This is a genomic window from Agrococcus carbonis (assembly GCF_900104705.1).
GTDB lineage: Bacteria > Actinomycetota > Actinomycetes > Actinomycetales > Microbacteriaceae > Agrococcus > Agrococcus carbonis.
Genome location: NZ_LT629734.1, coordinates 1,040,968 through 1,064,764 on the forward strand (window position 1 = coordinate 1,040,968; position 23,797 = coordinate 1,064,764).

The following is a 23,797-nucleotide window of genomic DNA, read 5'->3' on the forward strand; positions in this document are numbered from 1 at the left end:
GCCGCGTGCCTTTCGAGCACACGCCAACGACCAGCGGTCTTTGGTATGCGAACAGACTACGGCACGGCGGATGCGCGGCGCAAGCTCAGCGCTCCGGGCGCGGCGCCGCGGGCGGCATCGGGGGCGGCACCTCCGGCAGCACCTCGGGCTGCGCCGACTGCTGCCCGGCCGGCGGCGCCGAGGTCGGGCCCAGCTGCTGCGCCGGATGCTGCTGCGCCGGCTGCTGCACTGCCCGCTTCGCCGGCTGCTGCTCCGACCGCGCTGCCGTCGGCGCGAGCGGCGCCGCACCGTCGGCGTGCGCCGCGTCGCGGCCGCGCGCCGCGCGCTTCGCGCGCATCCCCTTCGCCTTCGGGGCGTCGGCCGCCTCGTCGTCGGCGTTCGCCACCGCATCCGCCACCCCCTTCGGCTGCCACAGCGGCAGCCGCACGGTGAACGCGGTGCGGCCCGGCTCGCTCTGCATGGCGATCGTGCCGCGGTGCGCTTCGACGAGCGCCTGCACGATCGCGAGGCCGAGGCCCGATGACCCGGCCGTGCGCGAGCGGGAGGCGTCGCCGCGGGCGAAGCGCTCGAAGACCGTCGCCTGCAGCTCGGGCGGGATGCCCGGGCCGGCATCGACGATGTCGACCACGGCGACGTCCTCCTCGGCGCGCAGGTGCACGTCGACCGCCGTGCCCGGCGGGGTGTGCACGCGGGCGTTGGCGAGCAGGTTGGCGATGATCTGCTGCAGCCGCAGCGGGTCGCCCGCCACGACCACCGGCTCCTCGGGCAGCTCGAGCGCGATCGGGTGATCGCGGCCCGCGGCCTGCGCGTCGGCGACCGCCTCGACGACCACGAGCGAGAGGTCGACCTCGCCGCGCACGAGCTCGCGGCCCTCGTCGAGCCGCGCGAGCAGCAGCAGGTCGTCGACGAGCGCCTGCATCCGGTGCGCCGCCGCCTCGATGCGCTCGAGCGAGGCGCGGGAGTCGTCGCTCAGGTCGGTGTCGTGCTTGCGGGTGATCTCGGCGTAGCCGCGCACCGCCGCGAGCGGCGTGCGCAGCTCGTGCGAGGCGTCGGCGACGAACTGCCGCACGCGCCGCTCGCTGAGGGCACGCTGCTCGAACGCCTCCTCGATGTGGTTGAGCATGCGGTTCATCGACTCCTGCACGCGACCCACCTCGCTGGCGGGCTCCTCGATGCGCACGCGGTTGGTGAGCTGTGCGTCGCCGGAGGCGAGCGGCAGCTGCGAGATGCGCTCCGTGGTGGCGATGACGGCGGTGAGCGGTCGCAGCGCCCGGCGGATGATCATGTCGCCGAGCATCAGCACGATCGTCACCGCGGCGAAGGCGGAGACGGCGATCACGAAGCCGAGCGCGGCGAGGGTCTGGTTGGTGTCGGCGAGCGAGAGCCCGACGACCACGCGCAGGTCGCCGACGTCACGCGTCGTGACCCGGTACGCGCCGTAGGTCGGGAGCGTCACGTTCGTCGCCGCATCCGCCTCGACACCGCGCACGACCAGCTCGTCGATGCTCGACAGCCCGAACTGCTGCCCGAGCCGGTTGATGACGAAGCCGTCGCGCAGGCGATCGCCGTCCTGCACCACGATGAGCGCCCCGGAGGGGATGCCGCCCGGGTCGATCGACTGCCGCGTGTTCGTCGCGACGGCGCGCTCGACCGCGACGCGCGTGCGATCGCTCAGCTCGTGCAGCTGCTCGTCGACGCGCGTCTCGAGCACGACCCGCATCGTCATGACGCTGGCGATCGCGACGGCGGCGGTGAGCAGCGCGAACAGCACCACCACGACCACCAGCAGCCGTCGCCGCAGCGACCACGACGACGGGTTCTGGATGCGGCGGCCCAGCGGGGCGGCGGACGCCGCTGCCTGCTCGGTCACCGCCGCGGCTTCGTCACTCTGCGGCGCGCAGCTGGTAGCCGACGCCGCGGACGGTGTGGATCATCGGCGGGCCGAGGGTGTCGATCTTCTTGCGCAGGTAGGAAATGTAGAGCTCGACGACGCTCGCGCGGCCGCCGAAGTCGTAGGACCAGACGCGGTCGAGGATCTGCGCCTTCGAGAGCACGCGGCGGGGGTTGCGCATGAGGTAGCGCAGCAGCTCGAACTCGGTCGCGGTGAGGTCGACCTGCTGGCCGCCGCGGCGCACCTCGTAGGAGTCCTCGTCCATCATGAGGTCGCCGACCCACAGCACGCTCGACTCCTCGGCGGCCGCGGCGGTGCGGCGGATCAGTCCGCGGAGGCGCGCGACGACCTCCTCGAGGCCGAAGGGCTTGGTGACGTAGTCGTCGCCGCCGGCGGTGAGGCCGGCGACGCGGTCGTCGAGGGAGTCCTTCGCGGTGAGGAAGAGCACCGGCACGTCGAAGCCCGCGGAGCGGAGCCGCTGGAGCACGGTGAGGCCGTCGAAGTCGGGGAGCATGATGTCGAGCACGACCGCGTCGGGGCGGAACTCGCGCACCGCCTGGAGGGCCTGCTGGCCGTTCGCGGCGGTCTTGACCTCCCAGCCCTCGTACTTGAGGCCCATGGCGACGAGGTCGGCGAGGCTCTGCTCGTCGTCGACGACGACGATGCGGATGGGCGAGCCATCCGGGCGGGTGAGGCGCGGCTGGGCCCGCAGCTGCTGCTGAGCGGTATCGGTCATGCCATCCATTTCGCCAGAGCCTCCTATGCGTGGCTCACGAGGAAACCTATGCCATTCCTGTGCGTCTGCCCTCAGCGGCGATGCGATCGGCCGTCGTCGACGCTCACGCGTCGGCGCGCGTGAAGCGCCCCGTCTCGAGCCAGCGACGGAGCCGTCGGACGGTCGTCTGCGCGTACGCGGCGCGCTGCGCCCGCAGCTCGGCCGTGCTCATCGCGAGCATCGCGTTGCCGAGCAGCAGCTGCCGCGCCGCGACGATCGCCTCGAAGTCGGCCTCGTCGACCTCGGGCACGTCCGCCACCTCGGCGTAGCCCGCGCGCAGCGCCGCCTCGAGCGCCGGGTCCTCGCCGCGCAGGGAGAAGGTCGACACCGCGAGGTCGACGACCGGGAGCCCGAGGCCCGCGTCGTCGAAGTCGAACACCGCGAGCCGCCCCTCGTGCCACTTGAGGTTGCCGCCGTGCAGGTCGGCGTGGAGCGGCCGCAGCCGAGCGCCGTCGTGGAGGCGGCGGAACACCTCGGACGCGCGCTCGCGCGCCTCGTCGAGCACCGCGCGATCGGCGGCCTCCAGGCCCGGCGCCGCATCCAGCACGTCGTCGTCGCCGAACAGCGGCTCGTCGAACACGGGCAGCGCGCCGCCGTCCGGGACGCGCCAGTGCTCGGCCTGCCGGTGCAGCGTCGCCATCGCCCGGCCGAGCGCGTGCGCGGCGGGCACGTCGAGCTCGTCGGCATCGGGCCCCTCGAGCCATGCCGCGACGGTCACGAGCAGGGAGCGGCCCAGCGCCGGCGCCGGCACCTCGGCGCACCACCGGCCGCCGGGCGTGCGCAGCGGCGTCGGCACGAGCACGTCGGTCTCTGCCGCGATCGCGGCGATCCACGACTGCTGCGCGATCGCGTGCGCCACGGTGCTCTTCGAGTTGGTGCCGACGCGCACGGCGAAGCGCCGCCCGTCGCGCGCGTCGAGCGCGAACGTGGTGTTGTAGGCGTGGAGCACGGGCTCGAGGCGCGCGACCTCGAGCCCGAAGTCGGCCGCGGCCGCGAGCGCGACGGGCCGCAGCGCCTCGATCTGCTGGGCGTCGTCGAGGTCGTCGTAGGTCGCGGTCACGCCCGCCATCCCATCACGCCGCCGCGCCGCGCCGCGCGAGCCGGTCGGGCTCGTCGCCCGCGCGACGTGGGACGATGGGCAGATGGATCTGCAGCTCGACATCTTCGGCGACGCCGAGGCGCCGGGCTCGCAGACGGCGCTCGCCGAGCAGGTCGTCGCCGCGACCGCGACCGTCGTGATCGCGGGCCACCTGCAGCGCATCCTCGCCCGCTCGAGCGACCGCGTCGCGTGGCTGCGGGCCCGCTCGCAGGGCGTCACGGCGACCGATGCGGCAGGCCTCTCGACGACGGCCTCGATCATGCGGGTCGCGCGCGAGAAGACGGGCCTGCGCGGCTTCACCGGGAACGCCTTCACCGAGCACGGCCGCGAGCGCGAGCCCCACATCGCCCGCTGGGTGCACGACCACTTCTCGCTCGTGCCGTCGGATGCGCTGTTCCACGCGGTGCCCGACCGCCGCCACCTCGCCACCCCCGACTGCATCAGCGACGACGGCACCGTGCTCGCCGAGATCAAGACGACCTCGAGGCCGTTCGACCGCATCCCGAAGCACTACCTGCGGCAGATCTGGTGGCAGCAGTACGTGCTCGGCGCCGAGCGCACGCTCTTCGTGTGGGAGCAGCACGACGACTTCGTGCCGGTCGGCCCGCCGCGGCACCAGTGGGTCGAGCGCGACGAGGACGAGATCGCGGCGCTCGTCGACCGCGCCGATCGGCTGCTCGAGCTGCTCGGGCGCTGATGCTGCTCGCGATCCACGGGCTCGGCTCGGACGCGAGCGCGATGCGCGCCTACCTCGACGCCGCGGTGCCGCCCGGCGTCCAGGTGCTCGCGCCCGACCTCCGGGCGCACGGCTCGAACCCGCTCATCGGCGGCCCCGACGACTTCGCCCTCGACGCGATGGCCGACGAGGTGGCGGATGCGCTCGTGCGGCACGGGGACGGCAGTCCAGTCTCGATCGTCGGCGTCTCGCTCGGCGCGGCCCTCGCCGCGCGCATCGCCCGCTCGGGCCGGTTCCCCCTCGACCGCGTGGCACTCGTGCGGCCGTCGTTCACGACGGAGCCGCTGCCGCCGAACCTGAGCGTCTTCCCCCTCATCGGGCGGCTCCTCGGCGAGCACCCGCCGGCTCGCGCGCTCGAGCACCTGCGCCGCTCGGGCGCGTGGCGGGCGATCGCGCACGAATCGCTCGCGCACGCGCACGGCCTCGAATCGCTCCTGACGCAGCCGCTCGCCGCCGAGCGGCGCATCCGGCTCGTCGAGATCCCCCGCAACACCGGCTACGAGCCCGGCGCGCTGCGCATCCCCGCGCCGACCGTCGTGCTCGCGAGCCCGCGCGACCCGGTGCACCCGGTGCACGTCGCCGAGGCGTGGGCGGCCGAGGTCGGCTGCCGGATGCTCGTCTCACCCGCGCGGGACGACGGCGAGGACGCGATGTACGCCTGGTTCCGCCGGCAGCTCGGCAGCTTCCTCGTCGGGATCCGCTGACCGTCGACCGGCTCAGCCGGCCGGCGTGAAGGCGGTCTCGCTCCCGAGCTCCCCCGCCGCGAGCCCGGCGAGCACCTCGGTCAGCAGCGCGACGCCGGCGACGCAGTCCTCGTCGCGCGTGAGCTCGGCCTCGTTGTGCGAGACGCCGTCGACGCTCGGGACGAAGAGCATGACCGTCGGGACGACATCCTTCATGTTGGTGGAGTCGTGGCCCGCGACGGTCATCGCGGGCGCGTGCGTGAGACCGAGCGCCTCGGCCGCCCGGCGGGCGAGCTCGACGCCCTCGGGCTGGTACGACAGCAGACCCCACTCGTGCGTGAGGCGGCGCTCGACGACGACGCGGGCGCGCTGCTCGATCTCGGCGATGCGCTGCTCGAGCAGCGCGTTCGCGCGCCGCAGCACCTCCTCGTCGGGCGAGCGCAGGTCGAGGTTGAGCTCGACGAGCCGGGCGACGGTCACCGGCGAGTTGGGCGCGAGGTCGAGCTCGGAGACCGACGAGTGCAGCATCCCCTCCGGCAGCTCCTCGGTGAGCTCGCGCGCCGCGACGATGAGCAGCGCGGCGCCGAAGAGCGCGTCCTTGCGGTCGGCCATGACGGTCGAGCCCGTGTGGCTCTGCTCGCCGCGCACGACCATCCGGTACTTGCTCGCCGCCCACGTGCCGTCGACGAGGCCGATCGTCGTGCCGGAGCGCTCGAGCCCCCGCCCTTGCTCGACGTGGATCTCCGCGTACGCGGCGACGGGCGGCGGCGTGGCGCCGGTGGGCATGCCGCCCGACGCGATCGCGTCGGCGACCGTGACGCCCGCGCGGTCGGTGACCGCGAGCGCCGCGTCGAGGGCGAGCTTGCCGGTGAGCACCGACGAGCCCATCATGCTGGGCGCGAAGCGGCTGCCCTCCTCGTTGAACCAGTTGACGACGGCGAGGTTGCACGTCGCCTCGAGCTCGCCCTCGCGCACCCGCCGCGCGACCTCGCGCGCGGCGTGCGCGCCGGCGAGCACCCCGTAGGCGCCGTCGAAGCGCCCCGCGAGCGGCTGCGAGTCGAGGTGCGAGCCGACGAGCACGTACGGCGCGCCCGGCACGAGCTCGACGAGGCCGAACTGGTTGGCGATCGCGTCGTAGCGCACGTCGAACCCGTTGCTCTCGAGCCAGCCGGCGAACCAGGCGCGCGTCTCGTGGTCGGCGACGGTGCCCGCCTGCCGGTCGACGCCGCCGCCGGCCGTCCTGCCGTACACCGACATCGCGCGGAAGTCGGTCAGGAAGTCGTGCTCGGTCATGGTTCCTCCACTCGTGGGATGCGTCGTCGGGCGGCCCGTCATCGGGCGCTCGGCATCGGGCATTCCGTCATCAAGCCTTCCGTCATCGGGCGCTGAGGGCGCCGTGCACGGCCTCGCCGCCGACGATCGTCGCGACGACGTCGATCGCGCCGATCCGATCGACGGGCACGGCGTGCGGGTCGTCGCCCAGCACGACCAGGTCGGCGAGCATGCCGGGCGCGATGACGCCCTTCTGACCGCCCCAGCCGGTCGCCTCGGCGGATCCGGCGGTGCACACGCGCATCGCCTGCTCGACGGTCAGCCGCTCATCCGGCCCGTAGGGCGCGCCCGACTCGGTCACGCGCTCGACGAGCGCCTGCACGATCGGCAGCGGCGCGCCCGGCGCGACGGGCCGATCGGAGCTGCCCGCGAGCAGCCCGCCGGCGCGCAGCACGCTCGCCGCCGGGTAGGAGCGGCGGGTCCGCTCGGCGCCGAGCCGCGCCGCCATGCCGTCGCCGTACTCCGCGATGAAGCGCGCCTGCGGCACGAGCACGACGCCGAGCGCGGCCATGCGGTCGAGCTGGTCGGGCCGCACGACCCCGCCGTGCTCGATCCGGCTCGGCATGGGGCCGACGCCGTGCAGCCGCTGCGCCTCGTCGATGAGGTCGAGGGCGAAGTCGACGGCCGCGTCGCCGATCGCGTGCAGCGCGAGGGCCCAGCCCCCGGCGGCGGCGCGCAGCACGCGCGCGCGCATCTCGTCGGGATCGCCCTGCAGGTAGCCGTGGTTGCCGTGGTCGTGCGCGTAGTCCTCGGTCATCGCCGCGGTCGCGCCGAGCAGCGAGCCGTCGGTGAACACCTTCACCGGCCCGATCTGCAGCCACTCGTCGCCGACGCCGCTGCGGATGCCCGCCCCGAGCCCGATGGCGTCGGGGTCGTCGCGGTGCCCGCCCAGGTCGTGCAGCGCATCCAGCACCACCATCGCCTGCATGCGCGTGCGCAGCAGCCCGCGGTCGCGGGCGCCCTGGTAGGCGGCGAACTCGCGCGGGCTGTGGCCGATCCAGCCGCCGGCGATCCCCGCGTCGGTCACGGAGGTGAGCCCCTCTCGCGCGTACTGCGCGCTCGCGCGCCCGAGCGCCTCCTCGATCGCGGCGACGGGATCGGGCAGCAGCACGTCCTGCACGATGCGCATCGCGTTCTCCTCGAGGAGCCCCGTCGGCCGCCCGGCCTCGTCGCGCGCGATGACGCCGCCGTCGGGGTCGGTCGCCGGGCCGTCGCCGATCCCGACGAGCCGCAGCCCCGCGCCGCCGAGCGTGTACGCATGGCCGGACGCGTGCTTGATCCACACCGGACGGCCGCCCGCGGCGCGGTCGAGGGCGTCGCGGTCGACGCTGCCGCTCATCCCGAGCGGGTTGAAGCCGGATGCGACGATCCAGTCGCGCTGCCCGGTCGCGGCCTCGTCCCCCGCTGCCGCGCGAGCCGCGACGGCGCGGTAGACGTCCTCGGGCGTCATCGCGGCGGCGAGGTCGAGCTCCGAGAGCGTCTGGCCGAACCAGACGGAGTGGGCGTGCGCGTCGTTGAAGCCGGGCGAGACGACCGCGCCGCCGGCGTCGAGGAGCGTCTCGGCGCGCGCGCCGTCGAGCTGCTCGTCGAGGCCGATGATGCGCCCGCTCCAGATGCCGATGCGGCGCGCGACGGGCCGAGCGGGATCGCCGGTGAGCACGCGAGCGTTCTCGATGATCGTGTCGATGCGCACTGGGGCTCCTCCGTCGTCGGCCTGCCCGACCATTCAATCTGGGCATCACTACAGCCACAATGCCGCCCGGGCCAGGAAGCCCGGATCTACACTGGGCGTCTGCACAGCCGACGAGAGGACGCCGCCATGGCCCAGCGCATCGCGCAGACGGACGAGTGGGTGCGCCTCATGGCTCGGCTCGAAGACGAGATGCCGCGCGTGGTCGACGACTTCATGGCCCAGTTCGCCGAGCGCGGGCTCTACGCTCCGGAGGCCGTGAGCGAGGAGGACCTGCGCGAGACCGCGGGCGACACGCTGCGCATGCTCGTCGCCCGCCTCGCGGGCAGGAAGCCGACCGAGGCGGATGCGGTGCTCGCGGCCTCCCTCGGCGTGCGGCGCGCGCGCCAGGGCGTGCCGCTCGACGCCCTGCTCGAGGCGGTGCGGCTCGACTTCCGGGTGCTGTGGCGATGGATGCAGCGGATCGGGGGCGAGCAGCGGGTGCTCATCGAGGGCGTCGAGTGGGTGCTCTCGGCGGTCGAGGAGTACGTCGACGAGGTGCAGCAGTCGTTCCTCCGCGAGACCGCGGCGCTCCAGCGCGATGCGCGGCTCGCGACCGAACGGCACCTCTCGCGGCTCTTCAGCGGCGACGCCCCCGGCGAGACGGCCCTGCAGGCGATCGCGGCAGGGCTGCGCGTCGCCGTCGACGACCGCTTCGACCTCGTCGCGGTGCGCACGAGCAGCCTCGACGAGGTGCAGCGCGCGCTCGACGCGCAGCTCGCGACGGGCGAGCTCTTCGGCCACATGCACCGCGACGCCTACTGCGTCTTCTGGCCCTCGGGGTCGGTCGGCGCCGCCGAGGCGCTGCGCGCCGTGCCCGGGGTGCGCGTCACCGGCCTCGCAGGGCTCGCCGCCGTCGCCTCCGGCGCCGAAGCAGCGCTCGCGATGCTCGCCGTCGAGCAGCTGCCGCAGCGGCTCGTGGGGCTCGACGAGGCATGGCCCGCGGTCGCGGCCGCGCGGCTCGAGGAGCTGCTGCCCGGCTTCGCGGCCGCGCGGCTCGACCCCCTGGCCGAGCTGACCGACTACCAGCGCGCCGCCGTGCTGCGCACGGTGCGCACGTTCCTCGACACCGGCTCGGTGCAGCGCACGGCGACCGCCGCCTTCTGCCACCGCAACACGGTGCTCAACCGCCTCGCGGCCTTCCACGAGCGGACGGGCCTCGACGTCACCGTGCCGGTCGAGGCCGCGCTCGCGCACGTGCTGCTCTCGTCGCGCGCCGTCCCGGCGACCGCGCCGACCGGCTGAGCCGCCCGCATCCGGGCGCCCGCTCCTCGCCCGGCGAACCTCCGTGTGGGCAGATGCACAGATCGCGCGCGGATTCTCGCGCTCATGCGCCATTGTCATGTGCATTCGTCTGGAAGAAGATGACGAGAGCCGCAATGTGCGGCGTCCCCGACGCATCCGACCCCAGCTGCGAGCGAGCTTGCCGCTGATCTCGAGGAGGAGATCCCATGAGCCAGCCCGACGTCTCACGCACCGGGGCGGAGGCGACCGACGAGATCGTCGTCAGCCCCCGCGAGGTGCGCCGCATCGCCGGCGCCGCCTTCGTCGGCACGGCGCTCGAGTGGTACGACTACTTCCTGTTCGGCACTGCGGCGGCGCTCGTGTTCAACCGCCTGTTCTTCAGCGAGCTCGACCCCACCGCGGCGATCCTGGCGTCGCTCGCGACCTTCGGCGTCGGCTTCGCCGCGCGCCCGATCGGCGCCTTCGTCTTCGGCGTGCTCGGCGACCGCATCGGCCGCCGCCCCACGCTCATCCTCACGATCGTGCTCATCGGCCTCGCGACCGGCCTCATCGGCGTCCTGCCGACCTACGCCGACATCGGCATCATCGCTCCCGCCGCGCTCGTCGCGCTGCGCCTGTTCCAGGGCCTCGCGGTCGGCGGCGAATGGGGCGGCGCGACGACGATCGCGATCGAGCACGCGCCGATCAAGCAGCGCGCCCGCTACGCGGCGCTCGTGCAGGTCGGCTCACCGGTCGGCACGCTCATGTCGTCGGGCGCGATCGCGCTCGTGCTGCTCTTCCCGCCGGAGACGTTCGACGCGTGGGCCTGGCGCCTGCCGTTCCTCGCGGCGTTCCCGCTGCTCGGCATCGCGCTCTGGATCCGCATGAAGGTCGAGGAGTCGCCGATCTTCGAGGACCTCGTCAAGGCCGGCGACCGCGCGAAGGTGCCCGCCGCTCAGGTCTTCACCCGCGCAGGCGGCCGGCTCGCGGTCGCGACCATGGCGGCGTTCCTCGGCGTCGGCGGCTTCTACGTCATGAACACGTTCGTCGTGAGCTACACCGCGAACACCCTCGGTCTCGACCGCCAGATCGCGGTCAACGCGACGCTCGTCGCCGCGGTCGCGCAGATCGTCGTGATCCTGCTGTGCGGCCGCCTCGCCGAGCGCGTCGGCCCCGGCCGCGTCACCTTCTGGGGCGGCCTCGCGACGGCCGCCGCAGCGTGGCCGCTCTTCCTGCTGATCGACACGGGCTCGCCCTTCGCGATCGTGTTCGCCGTGACGGCCGGCATCGCGCTGCTGACGATCACCTACGCCGTGACCGGTGCGCTGCTGAGCGAGCTGTTCCCGCCCGAGCTGCGCTACAGCGGCGTCTCGCTCGGCTACAACATCGCCGGCGCGCTCTCGGGCTTCCTGCCGTTCATCGCCACCTGGATGATCAGCCTCTCGGGCGAATCGGTGTCGTGGCCCGCAGTCCTGATCCTCGCGGTCGTCGCGCTCATCACCGCGGCCGGCGGCTTCATCGGCGAGCGGCTGCGCGTGCAGGACAAGGAGATCGTGCGCAGCAGCCACTAGCCCTGCGGCGCCGTCGAGCGCAGCGCGTCGATCACCGGCGCGCTGCGCTCGACGCGTCTCGCGGGGATCGCGTGCACGGCCGCGATCGCGAGCATCCACACGACGCCGATCGCCGCGGCGACGTACTCGAGGGTCGAGCCGATGTCGGTGTTGCCGCGCGCGAGCGAGATGATGCCGCCGGTGGCCGCGATCACCGCAACCGCGAGGCCGCCGGCGATCGAGAGCCTCGCGACCCACCGATCGCGCGCGGTCGCGAACTGCAGCATCACGACGCACCCCGCCGCGAAGGCGAGCACCGCCGCGACGATGTGCACCCAGTCGCGCCACTGCGCCTCGGCGGTCAGCAGCGACGGGCAGCCCACCGAGCACGGCACCGCGGCCGCGACGAGGAACAGCGTGCCGGCGCCGAGCAGCATCGCCGCGGGGCTCCAGCGCCGCAGCAGCGGCAGCCTCGTGCGCACGTCGCGCACGACGACCGCGACGAGCATGATCCCGGCGACGACGAGCACGAAGCCGACCTGGAACTGCGCGGCCGTCGGCATCGTGAGGGCGCCGAGCTCCGAGATGTACAGGTAGCGGCCGAGCGACGCCCGCGCGTGACCGATCACGGCGGCGCCGGCGACGAGGGACACGGCGGCGACGGCGGCGACGGCGATGTCGGCCCGGGAGGAGCGCGGGGGCACACGAGCACTGTAGTCGCGCCCCGCATCCGTCACACGTCGTCATCCGGACATCTGCGCGTCATGCGCGTGCGCTACCGTCGAGGCTCACGCGGAAGGAAGTGCGATGCGAGCAGTGCTGGTGCGGGAGTTCGGCCCGACCGACCAGGTCGAGGTGGGCGAGATCGAGCGACCGCTCAAGCTCGGCACGGAGGTCATCGTCGACGTGCACGCCGCGGGCATGAACCCGATCGACTACAAGACCGTGCTGGGCAAGGGCGCCGCGAAGGCCGTCGAGCCGCTGCTGCCCTGGGTGCCGGGCGGCGACGTCGCCGGCGTCGTCGCCGAGGGCCCCTACGAGGCGCACGACCTGCAGCCGGGCGATGCCGTCTTCGGCGTCGCCAACCACTGGCGCACGCGCGGCTCCTACGCCGAGCAGGTCGTCGTGCCGAGCCTCGCGCTCGCCCCCAAGCCCGAGTCGCTCAGCTTCGAGCAGGCCGCCGCGGTGCCGTGCGCCGCGCTCACGGCATGGGACGCGGTCGTGCGCATCGCCAAGGCGCGCGCGGGCCAGCGCATCCTCATCCACGCGGGCGCGGGCGGCGTTGGCCACTTCGCCGTGCAGTTCGCCAAGTACTTCGGCGCCCAGGTCGCCACGACCGTCTCGGCGCGCAACGTCGACTTCGTGCGCTCGCTCGGCGCCGACGAGGTCGTCGACTACACGGCCGAGCGCTTCGAGGACGTGCTGCAGAAGGTCGACGTCGTCGTCGACCTCATCGGCAACGTCGCCGACGACACCGGCACCCGCTCGCTCGACGTGCTCAAGCACGGCGGGCTCTACCTCAACGTGCCGACCGGCTCGTGGCCCGAGTACGCCGCCGCGAGCGCAGAGCGGGGCCTGCGCGCCTCGTCGGTCAAGGTCGAGGCCGACGGCTCGAACCTCGGCATCATCGGCCGCCTCATCGACGCCGGCGACGTACGCGTCGAGGTGCAGCGCACCTACCCGCTCGACGGCATCCGCGACGCCTTCGCCGAGCTGCAGGGCGGCCACGTGCGCGGCAAGCTCGTGCTGCAGGTGCGCTGAGTCGGCGAACCCGCCTCCGGCAGTGCAGGATGGTCGCATGAGCGACGCGAAGAAGCAGCCGCTGCTGGAGGTCTCCGGACTCAAGGTGGAGTTCACGACCCAGGACGGCCTCGTCACCGCAGTGCACGAGGCGAGCCTCACGATCGGGCGGGGCGAGACCCTCGCGATCGTGGGCGAGTCCGGCTCGGGCAAGTCCACGACCGCGATGGCGGTGATCGGTCTGCTGCCGGGCAACGGCCGCGTGACCGCCGGCAGCATCCGCCTCGACGGCGACGAGCTCGTCGGCGCGAGCGAGGGGCGGATGCGGAGCGTGCGCGGCCGCCGCATCGGGCTCGTGCCGCAGGATCCGATGTCGAACCTCAACCCGGTGGCGAGGATCGGCACGCAGGTCGCCGAGACGCTGCTCGCGCACGGCCTCGCGACCCGCAAGGACGTCGACCAGAAGGTCGTCGAGACGCTCGAGGCCGCGGGCCTGCCGGACGCCGCGGAGCGCGCGAAGCAGTACCCGCACGAGTTCTCCGGCGGCATGCGCCAGCGCGCCCTCATCGCCATCGGGCTCGCGTGCCGCCCCGATCTGCTCATCGCCGACGAGCCGACGAGCGCGCTCGACGTCACGGTGCAGCGCACGATCCTCGACCAGCTCGAGTCGATGACGCAGGAGCTCGGCACCTCGGTGCTGCTCATCACGCACGACCTCGGGCTCGCCGCCGAGCGCGCGCAGCAGGTCGTCGTCATGCACCGCGGCCGCGTCGTCGAGCAGGGCCCCGCGAAGCAGATCCTCGAGCAGCCGCAGCACCCCTACACGCAGTCCCTCGTCAAGGCGGCTCCGTCGGTCGCGATGGCACGGCTGCGCCCGGAGGACTTCGGCTCGACGAGCCAGGGGGCGGATGCGCCGGCCGCCGCCGACGCGATCGTCGAGTTCGAGGGCGTCGGCAAGGAGTTCCACGTGCGGGGCCGGCGCGAGCCGTTCAAGGCCGTCGACGACGTCTCGCTCACGGTGCCGCGCGGCACGACCGTCTCGATCGTCGGCGAGTCGGGGTCCGGCAAGACCACCACGGCGCGGATGCTGCTGAAGGCGATCGAGCCCACGAGCGGCACGGTGCGCTTCGAGGGCAAGGACGTCTTCGCGCTCTCGCGCGAGGAGCAGCGCGAGTTCCGGCAGCGCGTGCAGCCGGTGTTCCAGGACCCGTACTCGTCGCTCAACCCCATGTTCACGATCGAGCGCATCATCGAGGAGCCGCTCGCGTTCTACCGCAAGGGCTCGAAGCCCGAGCGCCGGCGCCGCGTGCTCGAGCTGCTCGACCAGGTCGCGCTGCCGGCATCGATGGCGCGCCGGTACCCCTCGGAGCTCTCGGGCGGCCAGCGGCAGCGCGTCGCGATCGCGCGGGCGCTCGCGCTCAAGCCCGACGTCGTCGTGTGCGACGAGCCGGTCTCGGCGCTCGACGTGCTCGTGCAGGACCAGATCCTCCGGCTGCTGCGCGACCTGCAGGACGAGCTGGGGCTCAGCTACCTCTTCATCTCGCACGACCTCGCGGTGGTGCGGCTCATCAGCGACTACGTCGCCGTGATGCAGAACGGCAGGCTCGTCGAGGCGGCGACCTCGGAGGAGATCTTCACGAACCCGCGGGACCCGTACACGCGCAAGCTGCTCGCGTCGATCCCGGGCAACGAGCTGCAGATCGCGAGCTGAGGGGCGCCGGCGGGGGCGGTTCCGGTCTCGTGACGCGTCGCGCTGCGCGCGGCGCTCCTCGACCTACGAGGGAGGGCCGCGCTGCGCGCGGCGCTCCTCGACCGTCCCGCACGCTCGTCGAGGAGTGCCGAAGGCACGTATCGAGACGACGCATGGACTCTCCCGGGTCTCGATGCGGCGGCTCCGCCGGCTCCTCGACCAGCGTGGGCGCTACCGCTTGCGGGTGCGGGGGTCCATCGCCTCGCGCAGCGCCTCGCCCAGCAGGGTGAAGCCGAGCGCGGTGATCATGATGCACACGCCCGGCAGGAACGCGAGCGACGGCGCGATCGCGAGCTCGTTCTGCGCGTAGGTGAGCATGCGGCCCCACTCGGCGGTCTCCGGCCGGCCGCCGCCGAGGCCGAGGAACGACAGCGCCGCCGCGTCGATCACCGCGGTCGCGAGCGTCAGCGTGGCCTGCACGATCACTGGCCCCACCGAGTTCGGCAGCAGGTGCGTCATCGTGATGCGTCCCGTGCCGAGCCCGAGCGTGCGCGCCGCGAGGATGTAGTCGGACTCGCGCTGGCCGAGCATCGACGAGCGCAGGAGGCGCGCGAAGATCGGCACCTGCGCGACGCCGATGGCGATCATGATGGCGAGCGGGGTGCGGCCGAGGATCGCCGCGATCGAGACGGCGAGCAGCAGGTGCGGCACCGACAGCAGGATGTCGACGAAGCGCATGATCACGCTGTCGACCCAGCCGCCGAACGCACCGGCGAGCGCGCCGAGCACGAGGCCGCCGACAAGGCCGAAGAACGTCGACATGACGCCGATCAGCAGCGAGGCCTGCGCGCCCCAGATGAGCTTCGAGAGCACGTCGCCGCCGAAGCGGTCGATGCCGAGCGGGAACTCGGGCACCTCGCCAATGCCGGGCAGCGACGTGGGGCGCAGGTAGTCGCGACCGGGGGTCGCGAGCTCGGGGTAGGGGGCGAGCACCGGCGCGAGGACGGCGACGAGCACGAACAGCGCGACGACGATCGCGCCGACCCAGGCGGCCGGGTTGCGGCGCACGCGACGGAAGACGTCGCCCCAGAAGCTGCCGCTGCGGTTCCCGCCCGACGCGTCGCCGGTCTCGGGCGCTGCGGGGATGACGTCGGCGGCGCTCACTGGATCCTCACTCTCGGGTCGATGACGCTGTAGGAGATGTCGACGATCAGGTTGATGAGGGCGTACGCGACGGCGATGAAGAGCACGAAGCCCTGCAGCACCGGGAAGTCGCGGGCGAAGATCGCGCCGGCGAGGAACGAGCCGATGCCCGGGAACGCGAAGACGGTCTCGGTGAGGACCGCGCCCGAGACGAGCAGGCCCGCCTGGAGGCCGATCGTGGTGACGACGGGCAGCATCGCGTTCCGCAGCACGAACCGGTTGCGGATCACCTGGCTCGAGACGCCCTTCGCCCGGCCGGTGCGCACGTAGTCGGCGTTCACGACCTCGAGCACGGAGGCGCGCGTGATGCGCACGATGATGGCGAGCGGGATGGTGGCGAGCGCGAGCGCGGGCAGCAGCAGGTGGATGAAGGCGTTCCAGGTTGCGTCGAGCTCGCCCGTGAGCACGCCGTCGAGCAGGTAGAAGCCGGTCACGTGCGTCGCGTCGATGCCGCGATCCTGTCGGCCCGTCGTCGGCAGCCAGCCGAGCTGCACGGCGAACAGCCACTTGAGCATGAACGCGAGGAAGAAGACGGGGATCGTGATGCCCAGCAGGCTCGCGCCCACCGAGAGGTGGTCGAAGAGCCGGCCGTGGTTGCGGGCCGCCCAGTAGCCGAGCGGGATGCCGACGCCGACGGCGATGATGAGCGCGACGAGCGAGAGCTCGAGCGTCGCGGGGAACCGGTTCGCGAACTCCTCGAGCACGGGCCTGCGGGTCTCGATGGAGTTGCCGAAGTCGCCCTGCAGCAGCTTGCCGAGCCACGTGACGTACTGCTCGGGCAACGGCCGGTTGAAGCCGTACGCCTCGTTGATCCGCTCGATCGCCTCGGGGGTCGCCCGCTCGCCGAGCAGCGCGGCCGCTGGGCCGCCCGGCAGCGCGCGCACCCAGAAGAACAGCAGCACAGTGAGGCCGAACAGGGTCGGGAGCAGCAGCAGCAGGCGCCTGCCGATGGTTCGCAGCACGTCGTCTCTCCGTTGGGGCGGGCTCTGGGCACCGGCCGTGGCCGGTCACGCCGGATGCCGTGGGACCAGCAGGGCCCACGGCATCCGGCCGACTGAGACTACTCGCTCAGCTCGATGAGGTTGTACACCTCGTCGTTGACCGGGCTCGCCGGGTAGGAGGTCACCCGCGGGTCGAACGCGAGCGAGGGCGCCGGGTGCGCCAGCGGCACGCCCGGGATGAACTGCGCGATCTGCTCGTTGATCTCCTGGTAGCGCTCCCCTGCCTCGTCGAGGTCGGGGATCTGGCGAGCCTCGGCGAGCGCCTGGAAGAGCTCGGGGTTGTCGAAGCCCCACTCGTTGCCCTGCGTGCCGAAGAAGACGCCGACGAAGTTGTCGGTGTCGTTGTAGTCGCCGGTCCAACCGAGCAGGTGGATGCCGTGGTCGGCCGAGCCCTGGATGCGGTCGAGGTAGTCGACCCACTCATCGGCGACGGGGTTCACGGTGATCCCTGCCTCCTCGAGCTGGCCCGAGAGCGCCACGAAGATCTCCTCGGGGTTCGGCATGTAGGGGCGCGAGATGTTGACCGGGTAGTTGAAGGTCAGCTCGAGGCCGTCCTCGTAGCCCGCCTCGGCGAGCAGCTCGCGCGCCCGCTCCGGGTCGTAGTCGTACGTCGTGACGTCCTCGTTGTAGCCGTTGACGACCGGCGGGATGAACTGGGTCGCCGTCTCGGTGCCCTCGGGCAGCACCTGCTGCACGAGCGCGTCGCGATCGATCGCGTGCGCGATCGCCTCGCGGACGAGCGGGTCCTGCAGCTCCTCGACCTGGTGGTTGAAGCCCAGGTAGAGGATCGTGAACGGGTCGCGCTGCATCACGTTGAAGCCGGCGTCCTCGAGTGCGGCCGTGTCGGCGGGCGCGACGAGGTCGTAGCCGTCGATGTCGCCGGCCTCGAGCGCCTGGCGCCGCGCGGTCGGGTCGTCGATGATGCGGAAGACGACCTCCTGCACCTGGCCCTGCTCGCCCCAGTAGTCGGGGTTCGCCTTGAGCACGACCTCCGAGCCCGGGTTCCACTCCTCGAACACGAACGGGCCGGTGCCCGTCGGGTGCGCCTCGGCGTACTGGCTGTACTCCGGCGCCTCCTCCGAGCCGCCCACGTCATCCGCCCCGTACTCCTCCATCGCGGTCGGGCTCTGCATGGCGAGCGCCGGCAGCGACAGGGCCGGGATGAAGCCCGAGAACGGGCGGGTCAGGGTGACGGTCGCGGTCAGCTCGTCGTCGGCCGAGCACGACTCGTAGAGCGCGTCCTCGTCGCCGGCGAAGCCGCCGAACAGCGAGCCGTAGTAGTACGAGAGGCTCTCCGTCGCGGCGAGGCCCGTCCAGTTGTACCAGCGGTCGAAGTTGGCGCAGACCGCCTCGGCGTTGAACGGGGTGCCGTCGTGGAACGTGACGTCGGACTTGAGGTTGAACGTCGTCGACAGGCCGTCCTCGGTCGTCTCCCACGTCTCGGCGAGCAGCGGCGCCGGGTCGGCGCTGCCGGGCTCGACGCCGATGAGGCCCTCGAAGATGTTGCGCGAGATGCGGAACGACTCGCCGTCGTTCGCGAACGCGGGGTCGAGGCCCGAGGGCTCGCCCGACGTGCCGAAGATGAAGGTGGAGTCGACGTCGCTGGGCGCGGCGGTGCTGTCGCCGTCGTCACCGCGCTGGCTCTGCACGCAGCCGGTGAGCACGAGCGTCAGGGCTGCGCCTCCGGCGAGGCCTGCGAGCAGCCGTCGCTTTGCGGATGGGATCACGGTGCTGGACCTTTCCTCTTGGGAATCGTTCGCGCGCCCCGCGGCTCCGCGGTGAGCGTGCGTGTGAACAACCTAGCCGCACTCCAGCCGCAACCTGTGCCACCACCGTCACGATCGCGCAACGGTTGCGGGCGCTCACCCTCCTCCTTCGGGACGAGATGCGCACGGATCCGGTGCACGGGCGGGTGCACCGCCCTAGCCTGAGCGCATGAGGATCACGTCCGCCGCGCGGCGGCTCGCACCGTGGGCGCCAGCCATGGTCGCGGCGGGCCTCGTGCTCGGTGCGCTGCTCGCCGAGGGCGCCGACGACGGGCCGGGCGGATTCCTGGCGATGCTGCTCGCAGGATCGGCGCTCGCGCTCGCGCGCCGCCTGCCGTGGTGGTCGCTCGCCCCGGCCGCCGCCGGGGCCGTCTCCGCGGCGGTGGTCGCGCCGAACAGCGGCTGGTACACGATGCTGCTCGCGCTCGCCGCCGCGATGCTCGCGGCGTACAGCACGCGCACGCTGCGCGGCGCGGCGCTCCTCGGGATCCCGGTCGGCGTCGTCGCAGGTCTCGTGATCGGCGGCTGGGGCGGCTCGGCGTCGGCCGCGTTCATCAGCTGGACGTTCGTGATGATCCTGTGGGGCTGTGCGATCGGCGCACGGGCGCTCCGCGACGCCGTGCGCGCCGAGCAGGCGAAGGAGCAGGCGGTCGCGCGCACGACCGTCGTCGAGTCGGAGCTGCGCGACGAGCGACTGCGCGCCGACCTCACGCACGACTTCCATGACGTGATGGCGCACTCGCTCGCGGTGCTCGCCGCCCAGGCCGAGGGCCTGCGCCTGAGCCACCGCGCGCATCCCGAGCGCATCGACCCGGTGCTGACGACGATCAGCGACACCGCGCGGCTCGCGCTCGTCGAGGTGCGGCAGCTGCTCGAGCGCGTCGACGACGACGCGAGGCGCCCGCAGCCCACGAGCGCCGACATCCCCGCCCTCGTCGCGCAGCTGCGCTCGGCCGGCCCCGCCGTCACGCTGCACGACGTCGGCGCGCACGGGCACCTCTCGGCCGTCGCCGACATCGCCGCCTACCGCATCGTGCAGGAGAGCCTCACCAACGCGCTGCGGCACGGCGGGGCCGACGTCGACATCGTCGTGACCCTCACGTGGACGGGGCCGGGCCTCAGCTTCGCGGTCTCCTCCCCCATCCGCGACCGCGCGGCGCTGGGCCCTGCGGGCCGCGGCATCGCCGGCATGCACGAGCGCGCCCGGCTCGCGGGCGGCGCGCTCGAGATCGATGCCGAGGGCGAGCGCTTCGTCGTGAGCGGTCACCTGCCCTACAGCCCGGTGAGCGCCGACCCGACGGCGCCGCTCACCGAGGAGCAGCTCTTCACCCTGCCGGTGCCGACGCGGCCGCGGCCCGAGGACGTCGTGGCGCCGTGGATCGTGGCGCGGTGGGGCGCCGATGCCCGCCCCGGGCGTCCGGACCCGGCGGATCCGACACCGCCGACGGGGTGGTCCCTCGCGACCACGGTCGACCTGACCGCCGGCCGGCTTCCCGACGGCCGCATCCCGAACCCCGCAGCGGAGCCCGCCGCGGAGCCCGAGGCGCCGTGAGCGACGCCGCGCCGCTGCGACTGCTGCTCGTCGACGACCAGGAGCTGTTCCTGCAGGGGCTCTCGATGATCCTCGAGAGCCAGCCGGGGCTCGACGTGGTCGGCACCGCGCTCGACGGGCAGCAGGCCGTCGAGCGCACGCGCGAGCTGCAGCCCGACGTCGTGCTCATGGACATCCGCATGCCCGTGCTCGACGGCATCGCCGCGACCGCCGCCATCCGGCGCGGGTCGCCCGAGGCGCCGCCGCACGTCATCATGCTCACGACCATCCGCCACGACCGGGCGGTGGTGGATGCGCTGCGGGCCGGCGCGAGCGGCTTCCTGCTCAAGGACGCGAGGCCCGAGTTCCTCGTGCAGGCGATCCGCGCGGTCGTCGAGGGTCAGCGGGTGATCGCGCCCGCCGAGACGTTCGACCTGCTGCGGGCCTTCGCGCCCGTTCGGCCGGCGCCCGACACGGCGCTGCTCGACGCGCTCACCGAGCGGGAGCGCGAGCTCTTCGCGTTCGCCGCCCGCGGCCTCTCGAACGCCGACATCGCGGCGCAGCTGTGGGTGGCCGAGACGACGGTCAAGACGCACATGCGCGCGATCCTCGCGAAGCTCGGGGTCGCGAGCCGCGTGCAGCTCATCGCCCTCGCCTACGAGCACCGCCTCATCGAGGCGTGACGCGGGTGCGCGGCCGATCGTAGGCGAGCGGCGCCGCGGCGCCCGCGAGCACCATGAGGCCGGTGCCGAGCAGCCCCACGAGCGCGCCGCGGGCCGGTCGGCCGAGCGACTTCGTGGCCGCACCCCCGATCGTGCCGCCCACGACGGCGAGCGCGCCGACGACGGCGCCGACTCTGCGGGCTCGAGGGTGCGCGTCCGCGAAGGCCGGGCGCAGCGCCGCCCCCGAGGCCGCCATGACCGCGGGCGGCACGAGCGCACCGCTGCCGATGCCCGTCGTGACGAGCTTGCGCACGGCGCCCGGCAGCAGCAGCGGAGCGGCGAACAGCACGAGGCTCCACCGCGCGGCGGGCGGCACCCGGTCGCCGTGCGCGCGACGGCCGGCCGCGACGCCGTGGGCGGCTCCGATGAGGGTGCCCGGCAGCAGCACGAAGGGGCCGGTGCGCCACGTCACCGTCGACTCGGGACCGACGAGCATCGCCATCCACACGCGCAGCGCGCCGATCCAGACGAAGCCCGCAGCGGCACCGGCCGCTGCGGCCCGCGCGTCGTCGCTCCGCAGCCCCTGCCGGGCCGTCGGCCGCACCTGCGCGCCCATGCCGCCTCCCGCATCCGGCAGCACCCTACGCCCGCCGGGCGCTCCGCGGGAGGGACGAGAAGGACGACGAAGGCCCCGCCGGAGCGGGGCCTTCGTGCGAGACGCGTGGGTCAGATCGTCGTGACGTCCACCGGCACGCCGGGGCCGAAGGTCGTCGAGACCGTGGCCTTCTGGATGTAGCGGCCCTTCGACGACGACGGCTTCAGGCGCACGATCTCGTCGAGCGCGGCCTGGATGTTGTCGTTCAGCTGCTCGGCCGAGAACGAGGCCTTGCCGACGATGAAGTGCACGTTGGCGTGCTTGTCGACGCGGAACTCGATGCGGCCGCCCTTGATGTCGGTCACGGCCTGCGCGACGTTCGGCGTGACGGTGCCGGTCTTGGGGTTCGGCATGAGGCCGCGGGGGCCGAGGACCTTGCCGAGACGGCCGACCTTGCCCATGAGCTCGGGGCTCGCGACTGCGGCGTCGAACTGCGTCCAGCCGCCTGCGACCTTCTCGATGAGCTCGTCGGAGCCGACCTCGTCGGCGCCCGCGGCGATGGCGGCCTCAGCGGCCGGGCCCTGCGCGAAGACGATGACGCGAGCGGTCTTGCCGGTGCCGTGAGGAAGAGAAACGGTACCGCGGACCATCTGGTCAGCCTTGCGGGGGTCGACGCCGAGCTTGAGCGCCACCTCGACCGTCGAGTCGGTCTTGGTCGAGCCGGTCTCGCGGGCGAGCGCGACGGCCTCGGCCGCCGTGTAGGACTTGTCAGCCTCGATCTTCGCGGCTGCGGCCCGGTAGGCCTTGGACTTCTGTGCCATGTTCTTCTCCTGATCAGAGTTCGCGGTGCGCGCCTGGCCGGCGCTTCCACTGGTGAGCCGTGCGGCTCGGGTGCTGCCCGGGATCGAGCAGCGGGCGGATCAGCCCTCGACGGTGATGCCCATGGAGCGGGCGGTGCCGGCGACGATCTTCTTCGCGCCCTCGATGTCGTTCGCATTGAGGTCGGGCATCTTCTGCTGCGCGATCTCCTCGACCTGCGCGGCGGTGAGCTTGCCGACCTTCGTCGTGTGCGGGACGCCGGAGCCCTTCTTGACGCCAGCGGCCTTCTTGATGAGCTCTGCGGCCGGCGGGGTCTTGAGCACGAAGTCGAACGAGCGGTCCTCGTAGACGGTGATCTCGACCGGGATGACGTTGCCGCGCTGGTTCTCCGTCGCGGCGTTGTACGCCTTGCAGAACTCCATGATGTTGACGCCGTGCTGGCCGAGCGCCGGACCGACCGGCGGCGCGGGGTTGGCGGCGCCGGCCTGGATCTGCAGCTTGATCAGACCCGTGACCTTCTTCTTGGGTGCCATGTCTCTTCCTTCTTGATGTGTCGCGGCCCGGGCGCGCTTCGGCGCCCTGGACCGCATCCAGCCCTCGAGGGGACTAGAGCTTGCTGACCTGGCCGAAGCCGAGCTCGACCGGAGTCTCGCGCTCGAACAGGCTGACGAGCACGGTGAGCTTGCGGCTCGCCGGCTGGATCTCGGAGATCGTGCCGGGGAAGCCCGCGAACGAGCCCTCGGTGATCGTGATGGTCTCGCCGACCTCGAAGTCGACCTCGACCGTGAGCTGCGAGGGCTGCGCGTCGGGCGTGGCCTTCTGCTGCTCGGCGAGCTGCTCGTCGGCGATCGGCTTCAGCATCGTGAAGGCCTCGTCGAAGCGCAGCGGCGCGGGGTTGTGGGCGTTGCCGACGAAGCCGGTGACGCCGGGCGTGTGGCGGACGACCGACCAGGTGTCCTCATCGAGGTCCATGCGCACGAGCACGTAGCCGGGCACGCGCACGCGGTTGACGCGCTTGGCCTGGCCGTTCTTCGTCTCGAGCACGTCCTCGGTGGGCACCTGGATCTCGTAGATGCCGTCGACCTGCATGTTCTCGGCGCGCGAGGCGATGTTGGCCTTGACCTTCTTCTCGTAGCCCGCGTACGAGTGGATGACGTACCAGCGGCCCGGCTTCATGCGCATCTCGCGCTTGAAGTCCTCGTAGGGGTCGGTCGTCGGCTCGGCCGGCTTCTCCTCGTCGGGGACGAGGTCGTCGAGCGCCTTGTTCAGCTCGATGTCGAGGTCGTTGACGTCAGACACGTGTGCACCTTCTCCTTCAGCGTCGCGAATCGGGCTCAGCCGCCGAGGCCGAACGGCGGGATGTCGCCGAAGAGCCAACCCGCGAGTCCGTAGAAGGCCGTGTCCAGCACGAACACGAGCGCCATCATGAACACGACGAAGACGAGCACGACGAGCGTGTAGCGGATGAGCTCCTTGCGCGTCGGCGTGACCACCTTGCGCAGCTCGACCAGCACTTCCTTGAGGAAGGCGACCAGGCGCACGAACGGGTTGCGAGAGGCGCCCTCGCGTGAGCGGGGGGCCTCCTCGATCGCGTTCTCAGCCACAATGACCCTTCATCCGTTCGACCCGGCGGATGCCTGGGCCCGACGGGCGCCGTCCGGCGCCCCGAGCAGGGCGGACAGGACTCGAACCTGCAACCTGCGGTTTTGGAGACCGCTGCGCTACCAATTGCGCCACCGCCCTGGGCTGGTGGTCGGCCATGCATCCCGTG

General features: G+C 72.8%; 22 protein-coding genes and 1 tRNA gene. 8 read left to right on the forward strand and 15 right to left on the reverse strand.

Annotated elements, in window-relative coordinates; translation table 11 throughout:
* Nucleotides 1-85 precede the first annotated feature (85 nt).
* The 3 genes from BLT67_RS04970 to BLT67_RS13370 form a co-directional block, all read right to left on the reverse strand.
* On the reverse strand, nt 86-1,870 hold the full coding sequence (locus tag BLT67_RS04970; protein WP_197674435.1) for a sensor histidine kinase: 1,785 nt from the start codon (nt 1,868-1,870) through the stop codon (nt 86-88).
* A 13-nt stretch (nt 1,871-1,883) separates the two neighbouring features.
* Nucleotides 1,884-2,627, reverse strand: a complete 744-nt coding sequence (locus BLT67_RS04975; protein ID WP_092667534.1) for a response regulator transcription factor — start codon at nt 2,625-2,627, stop codon at nt 1,884-1,886.
* A gap of 103 nt (nt 2,628-2,730) precedes the next feature.
* Nucleotides 2,731-3,726: a phosphotransferase enzyme family protein gene (locus BLT67_RS13370; RefSeq protein WP_157674186.1), complete on the reverse strand. Its 996-nt coding sequence runs from the start codon at nt 3,724-3,726 to the stop codon at nt 2,731-2,733.
* Between the two features lie 82 nt (nt 3,727-3,808).
* On the opposite strand from BLT67_RS13370, the gene BLT67_RS04985 reads away from it, so the two are divergent.
* Together BLT67_RS04985 and BLT67_RS04990 are read left to right on the forward strand one after the other, a co-directional pair.
* Nucleotides 3,809-4,462 (forward strand): YqaJ viral recombinase family protein, encoded by a 654-nt coding sequence (locus BLT67_RS04985; RefSeq protein WP_092667535.1) that lies wholly within the window; start codon nt 3,809-3,811, stop codon nt 4,460-4,462.
* The gene (locus BLT67_RS04990; RefSeq protein WP_092665994.1) at nt 4,462-5,205 is read left to right on the forward strand and encodes an alpha/beta fold hydrolase; all 744 of its coding nucleotides are present in this window, start codon (nt 4,462-4,464) and stop codon (nt 5,203-5,205) included. The genes BLT67_RS04985 and BLT67_RS04990 overlap by 1 nt, the downstream gene beginning before the upstream one ends.
* A 12-nt stretch (nt 5,206-5,217) precedes the next feature.
* Here BLT67_RS04990 and BLT67_RS04995 read toward each other — a convergent pair whose 3' ends face one another.
* Nucleotides 5,218-6,477 carry a M20 family metallo-hydrolase gene (locus BLT67_RS04995; RefSeq protein ID WP_197674436.1) on the reverse strand — a complete coding sequence of 420 codons (1,260 nt, stop codon included), beginning with the start codon at nt 6,475-6,477 and terminating at the stop codon, nt 5,218-5,220.
* A gap of 82 nt (nt 6,478-6,559) precedes the next feature.
* Nucleotides 6,560-8,209 carry an amidohydrolase gene (locus BLT67_RS05000; protein WP_092665995.1) on the reverse strand — a complete coding sequence of 550 codons (1,650 nt, stop codon included), beginning with the start codon at nt 8,207-8,209 and terminating at the stop codon, nt 6,560-6,562.
* 126 nt (nt 8,210-8,335) lie between these two features.
* On the opposite strand from BLT67_RS05000, the gene BLT67_RS05005 reads away from it, so the two are divergent.
* Together BLT67_RS05005 and BLT67_RS05010 are read left to right on the forward strand one after the other, a co-directional pair.
* A complete protein-coding gene (locus tag BLT67_RS05005) occupies nt 8,336-9,490 on the forward strand; it encodes a helix-turn-helix domain-containing protein (protein ID WP_092665996.1) in 1,155 nt (384 codons plus the stop codon).
* A 206-nt stretch (nt 9,491-9,696) separates the two neighbouring features.
* A complete protein-coding gene (locus BLT67_RS05010) occupies nt 9,697-11,040 on the forward strand; it encodes an MFS transporter (protein WP_092665997.1) in 1,344 nt (447 codons plus the stop codon).
* Here the strand turns inward: BLT67_RS05010 and BLT67_RS05015 are convergent.
* Entirely contained in the window at nt 11,037-11,723 is a 687-nt protein-coding gene (locus tag BLT67_RS05015) for a DUF998 domain-containing protein (protein ID WP_157674188.1), read from the reverse strand. The genes BLT67_RS05010 and BLT67_RS05015 overlap by 4 nt on opposite strands.
* A gap of 103 nt (nt 11,724-11,826) precedes the next feature.
* Between BLT67_RS05015 and BLT67_RS05020 the strand changes: the two genes are divergently transcribed.
* Both BLT67_RS05020 and BLT67_RS05025 read left to right on the forward strand, forming a co-directional pair.
* On the forward strand, nt 11,827-12,780 hold the full coding sequence (locus tag BLT67_RS05020; RefSeq protein WP_092665999.1) for an NADP-dependent oxidoreductase: 954 nt from the start codon (nt 11,827-11,829) through the stop codon (nt 12,778-12,780).
* A gap of 37 nt (nt 12,781-12,817) precedes the next feature.
* Nucleotides 12,818-14,470, forward strand: a complete 1,653-nt coding sequence (locus tag BLT67_RS05025) for an ABC transporter ATP-binding protein (protein ID WP_092666000.1) — start codon at nt 12,818-12,820, stop codon at nt 14,468-14,470.
* 210 nt (nt 14,471-14,680) lie between these two features.
* Here BLT67_RS05025 and BLT67_RS05030 read toward each other — a convergent pair whose 3' ends face one another.
* The 3 genes from BLT67_RS05030 to BLT67_RS05040 form a co-directional block, all read right to left on the reverse strand.
* Nucleotides 14,681-15,595, reverse strand: coding sequence for an ABC transporter permease (locus tag BLT67_RS05030; protein ID WP_231945628.1), 915 nt, complete (start codon nt 15,593-15,595; stop codon nt 14,681-14,683).
* 14 nt (nt 15,596-15,609) lie between these two features.
* A complete protein-coding gene (locus BLT67_RS05035; protein WP_092666002.1) occupies nt 15,610-16,614 on the reverse strand; it encodes an ABC transporter permease in 1,005 nt (334 codons plus the stop codon).
* A gap of 98 nt (nt 16,615-16,712) precedes the next feature.
* On the reverse strand, nt 16,713-18,380 hold the full coding sequence (locus tag BLT67_RS05040; RefSeq protein WP_092666003.1) for an ABC transporter substrate-binding protein: 1,668 nt from the start codon (nt 18,378-18,380) through the stop codon (nt 16,713-16,715).
* Nucleotides 18,381-18,588: 208 nt separating this feature from the next.
* Here BLT67_RS05040 and BLT67_RS05045 point away from each other — a divergent pair, with 208 nt between their 5' ends.
* Nucleotides 18,589-19,971: a sensor histidine kinase gene (locus tag BLT67_RS05045; RefSeq protein WP_092666004.1), complete on the forward strand. Its 1,383-nt coding sequence runs from the start codon at nt 18,589-18,591 to the stop codon at nt 19,969-19,971.
* Nucleotides 19,968-20,633 (forward strand): response regulator, encoded by a 666-nt coding sequence (locus BLT67_RS05050; RefSeq protein ID WP_269456976.1) that lies wholly within the window; start codon nt 19,968-19,970, stop codon nt 20,631-20,633. Before BLT67_RS05045 ends, BLT67_RS05050 begins: the two co-directional genes overlap by 4 nt.
* On the opposite strand, the gene BLT67_RS05055 is transcribed toward BLT67_RS05050, so the two are convergent.
* The 6 genes from BLT67_RS05055 to BLT67_RS05080 all read right to left on the reverse strand — a co-directional run bounded on the left by BLT67_RS05055 (nt 20,620) and on the right by BLT67_RS05080 (nt 23,769).
* Nucleotides 20,620-21,228 (reverse strand): hypothetical protein, encoded by a 609-nt coding sequence (locus BLT67_RS05055; protein WP_092666005.1) that lies wholly within the window; start codon nt 21,226-21,228, stop codon nt 20,620-20,622. The two genes, BLT67_RS05050 and BLT67_RS05055, sit on opposite strands and share 14 nt — an antisense overlap.
* Before the next feature lie 110 nt (nt 21,229-21,338).
* Nucleotides 21,339-22,028 (reverse strand): 50S ribosomal protein L1, encoded by a 690-nt coding sequence (gene rplA / locus BLT67_RS05060; RefSeq protein WP_092666006.1) that lies wholly within the window; start codon nt 22,026-22,028, stop codon nt 21,339-21,341.
* Between the two features lie 99 nt (nt 22,029-22,127).
* On the reverse strand, nt 22,128-22,559 hold the full coding sequence (gene rplK, locus BLT67_RS05065; RefSeq protein WP_092666007.1) for a 50S ribosomal protein L11: 432 nt from the start codon (nt 22,557-22,559) through the stop codon (nt 22,128-22,130).
* 73 nt (nt 22,560-22,632) lie between these two features.
* Nucleotides 22,633-23,403 carry a transcription termination/antitermination protein NusG gene (gene nusG / locus BLT67_RS05070; protein WP_092666008.1) on the reverse strand — a complete coding sequence of 257 codons (771 nt, stop codon included), beginning with the start codon at nt 23,401-23,403 and terminating at the stop codon, nt 22,633-22,635.
* Nucleotides 23,361-23,630, reverse strand: a complete 270-nt coding sequence (secE, locus tag BLT67_RS05075; RefSeq protein ID WP_231945592.1) for a preprotein translocase subunit SecE — start codon at nt 23,628-23,630, stop codon at nt 23,361-23,363. The genes nusG and secE overlap by 43 nt, the downstream gene beginning before the upstream one ends.
* Nucleotides 23,631-23,696: 66 nt before the next feature.
* Nucleotides 23,697-23,769: transfer RNA gene (locus BLT67_RS05080), tRNA-Trp, on the reverse strand.
* Between the last annotated feature and the right edge of the window lie 28 nt (nt 23,770-23,797).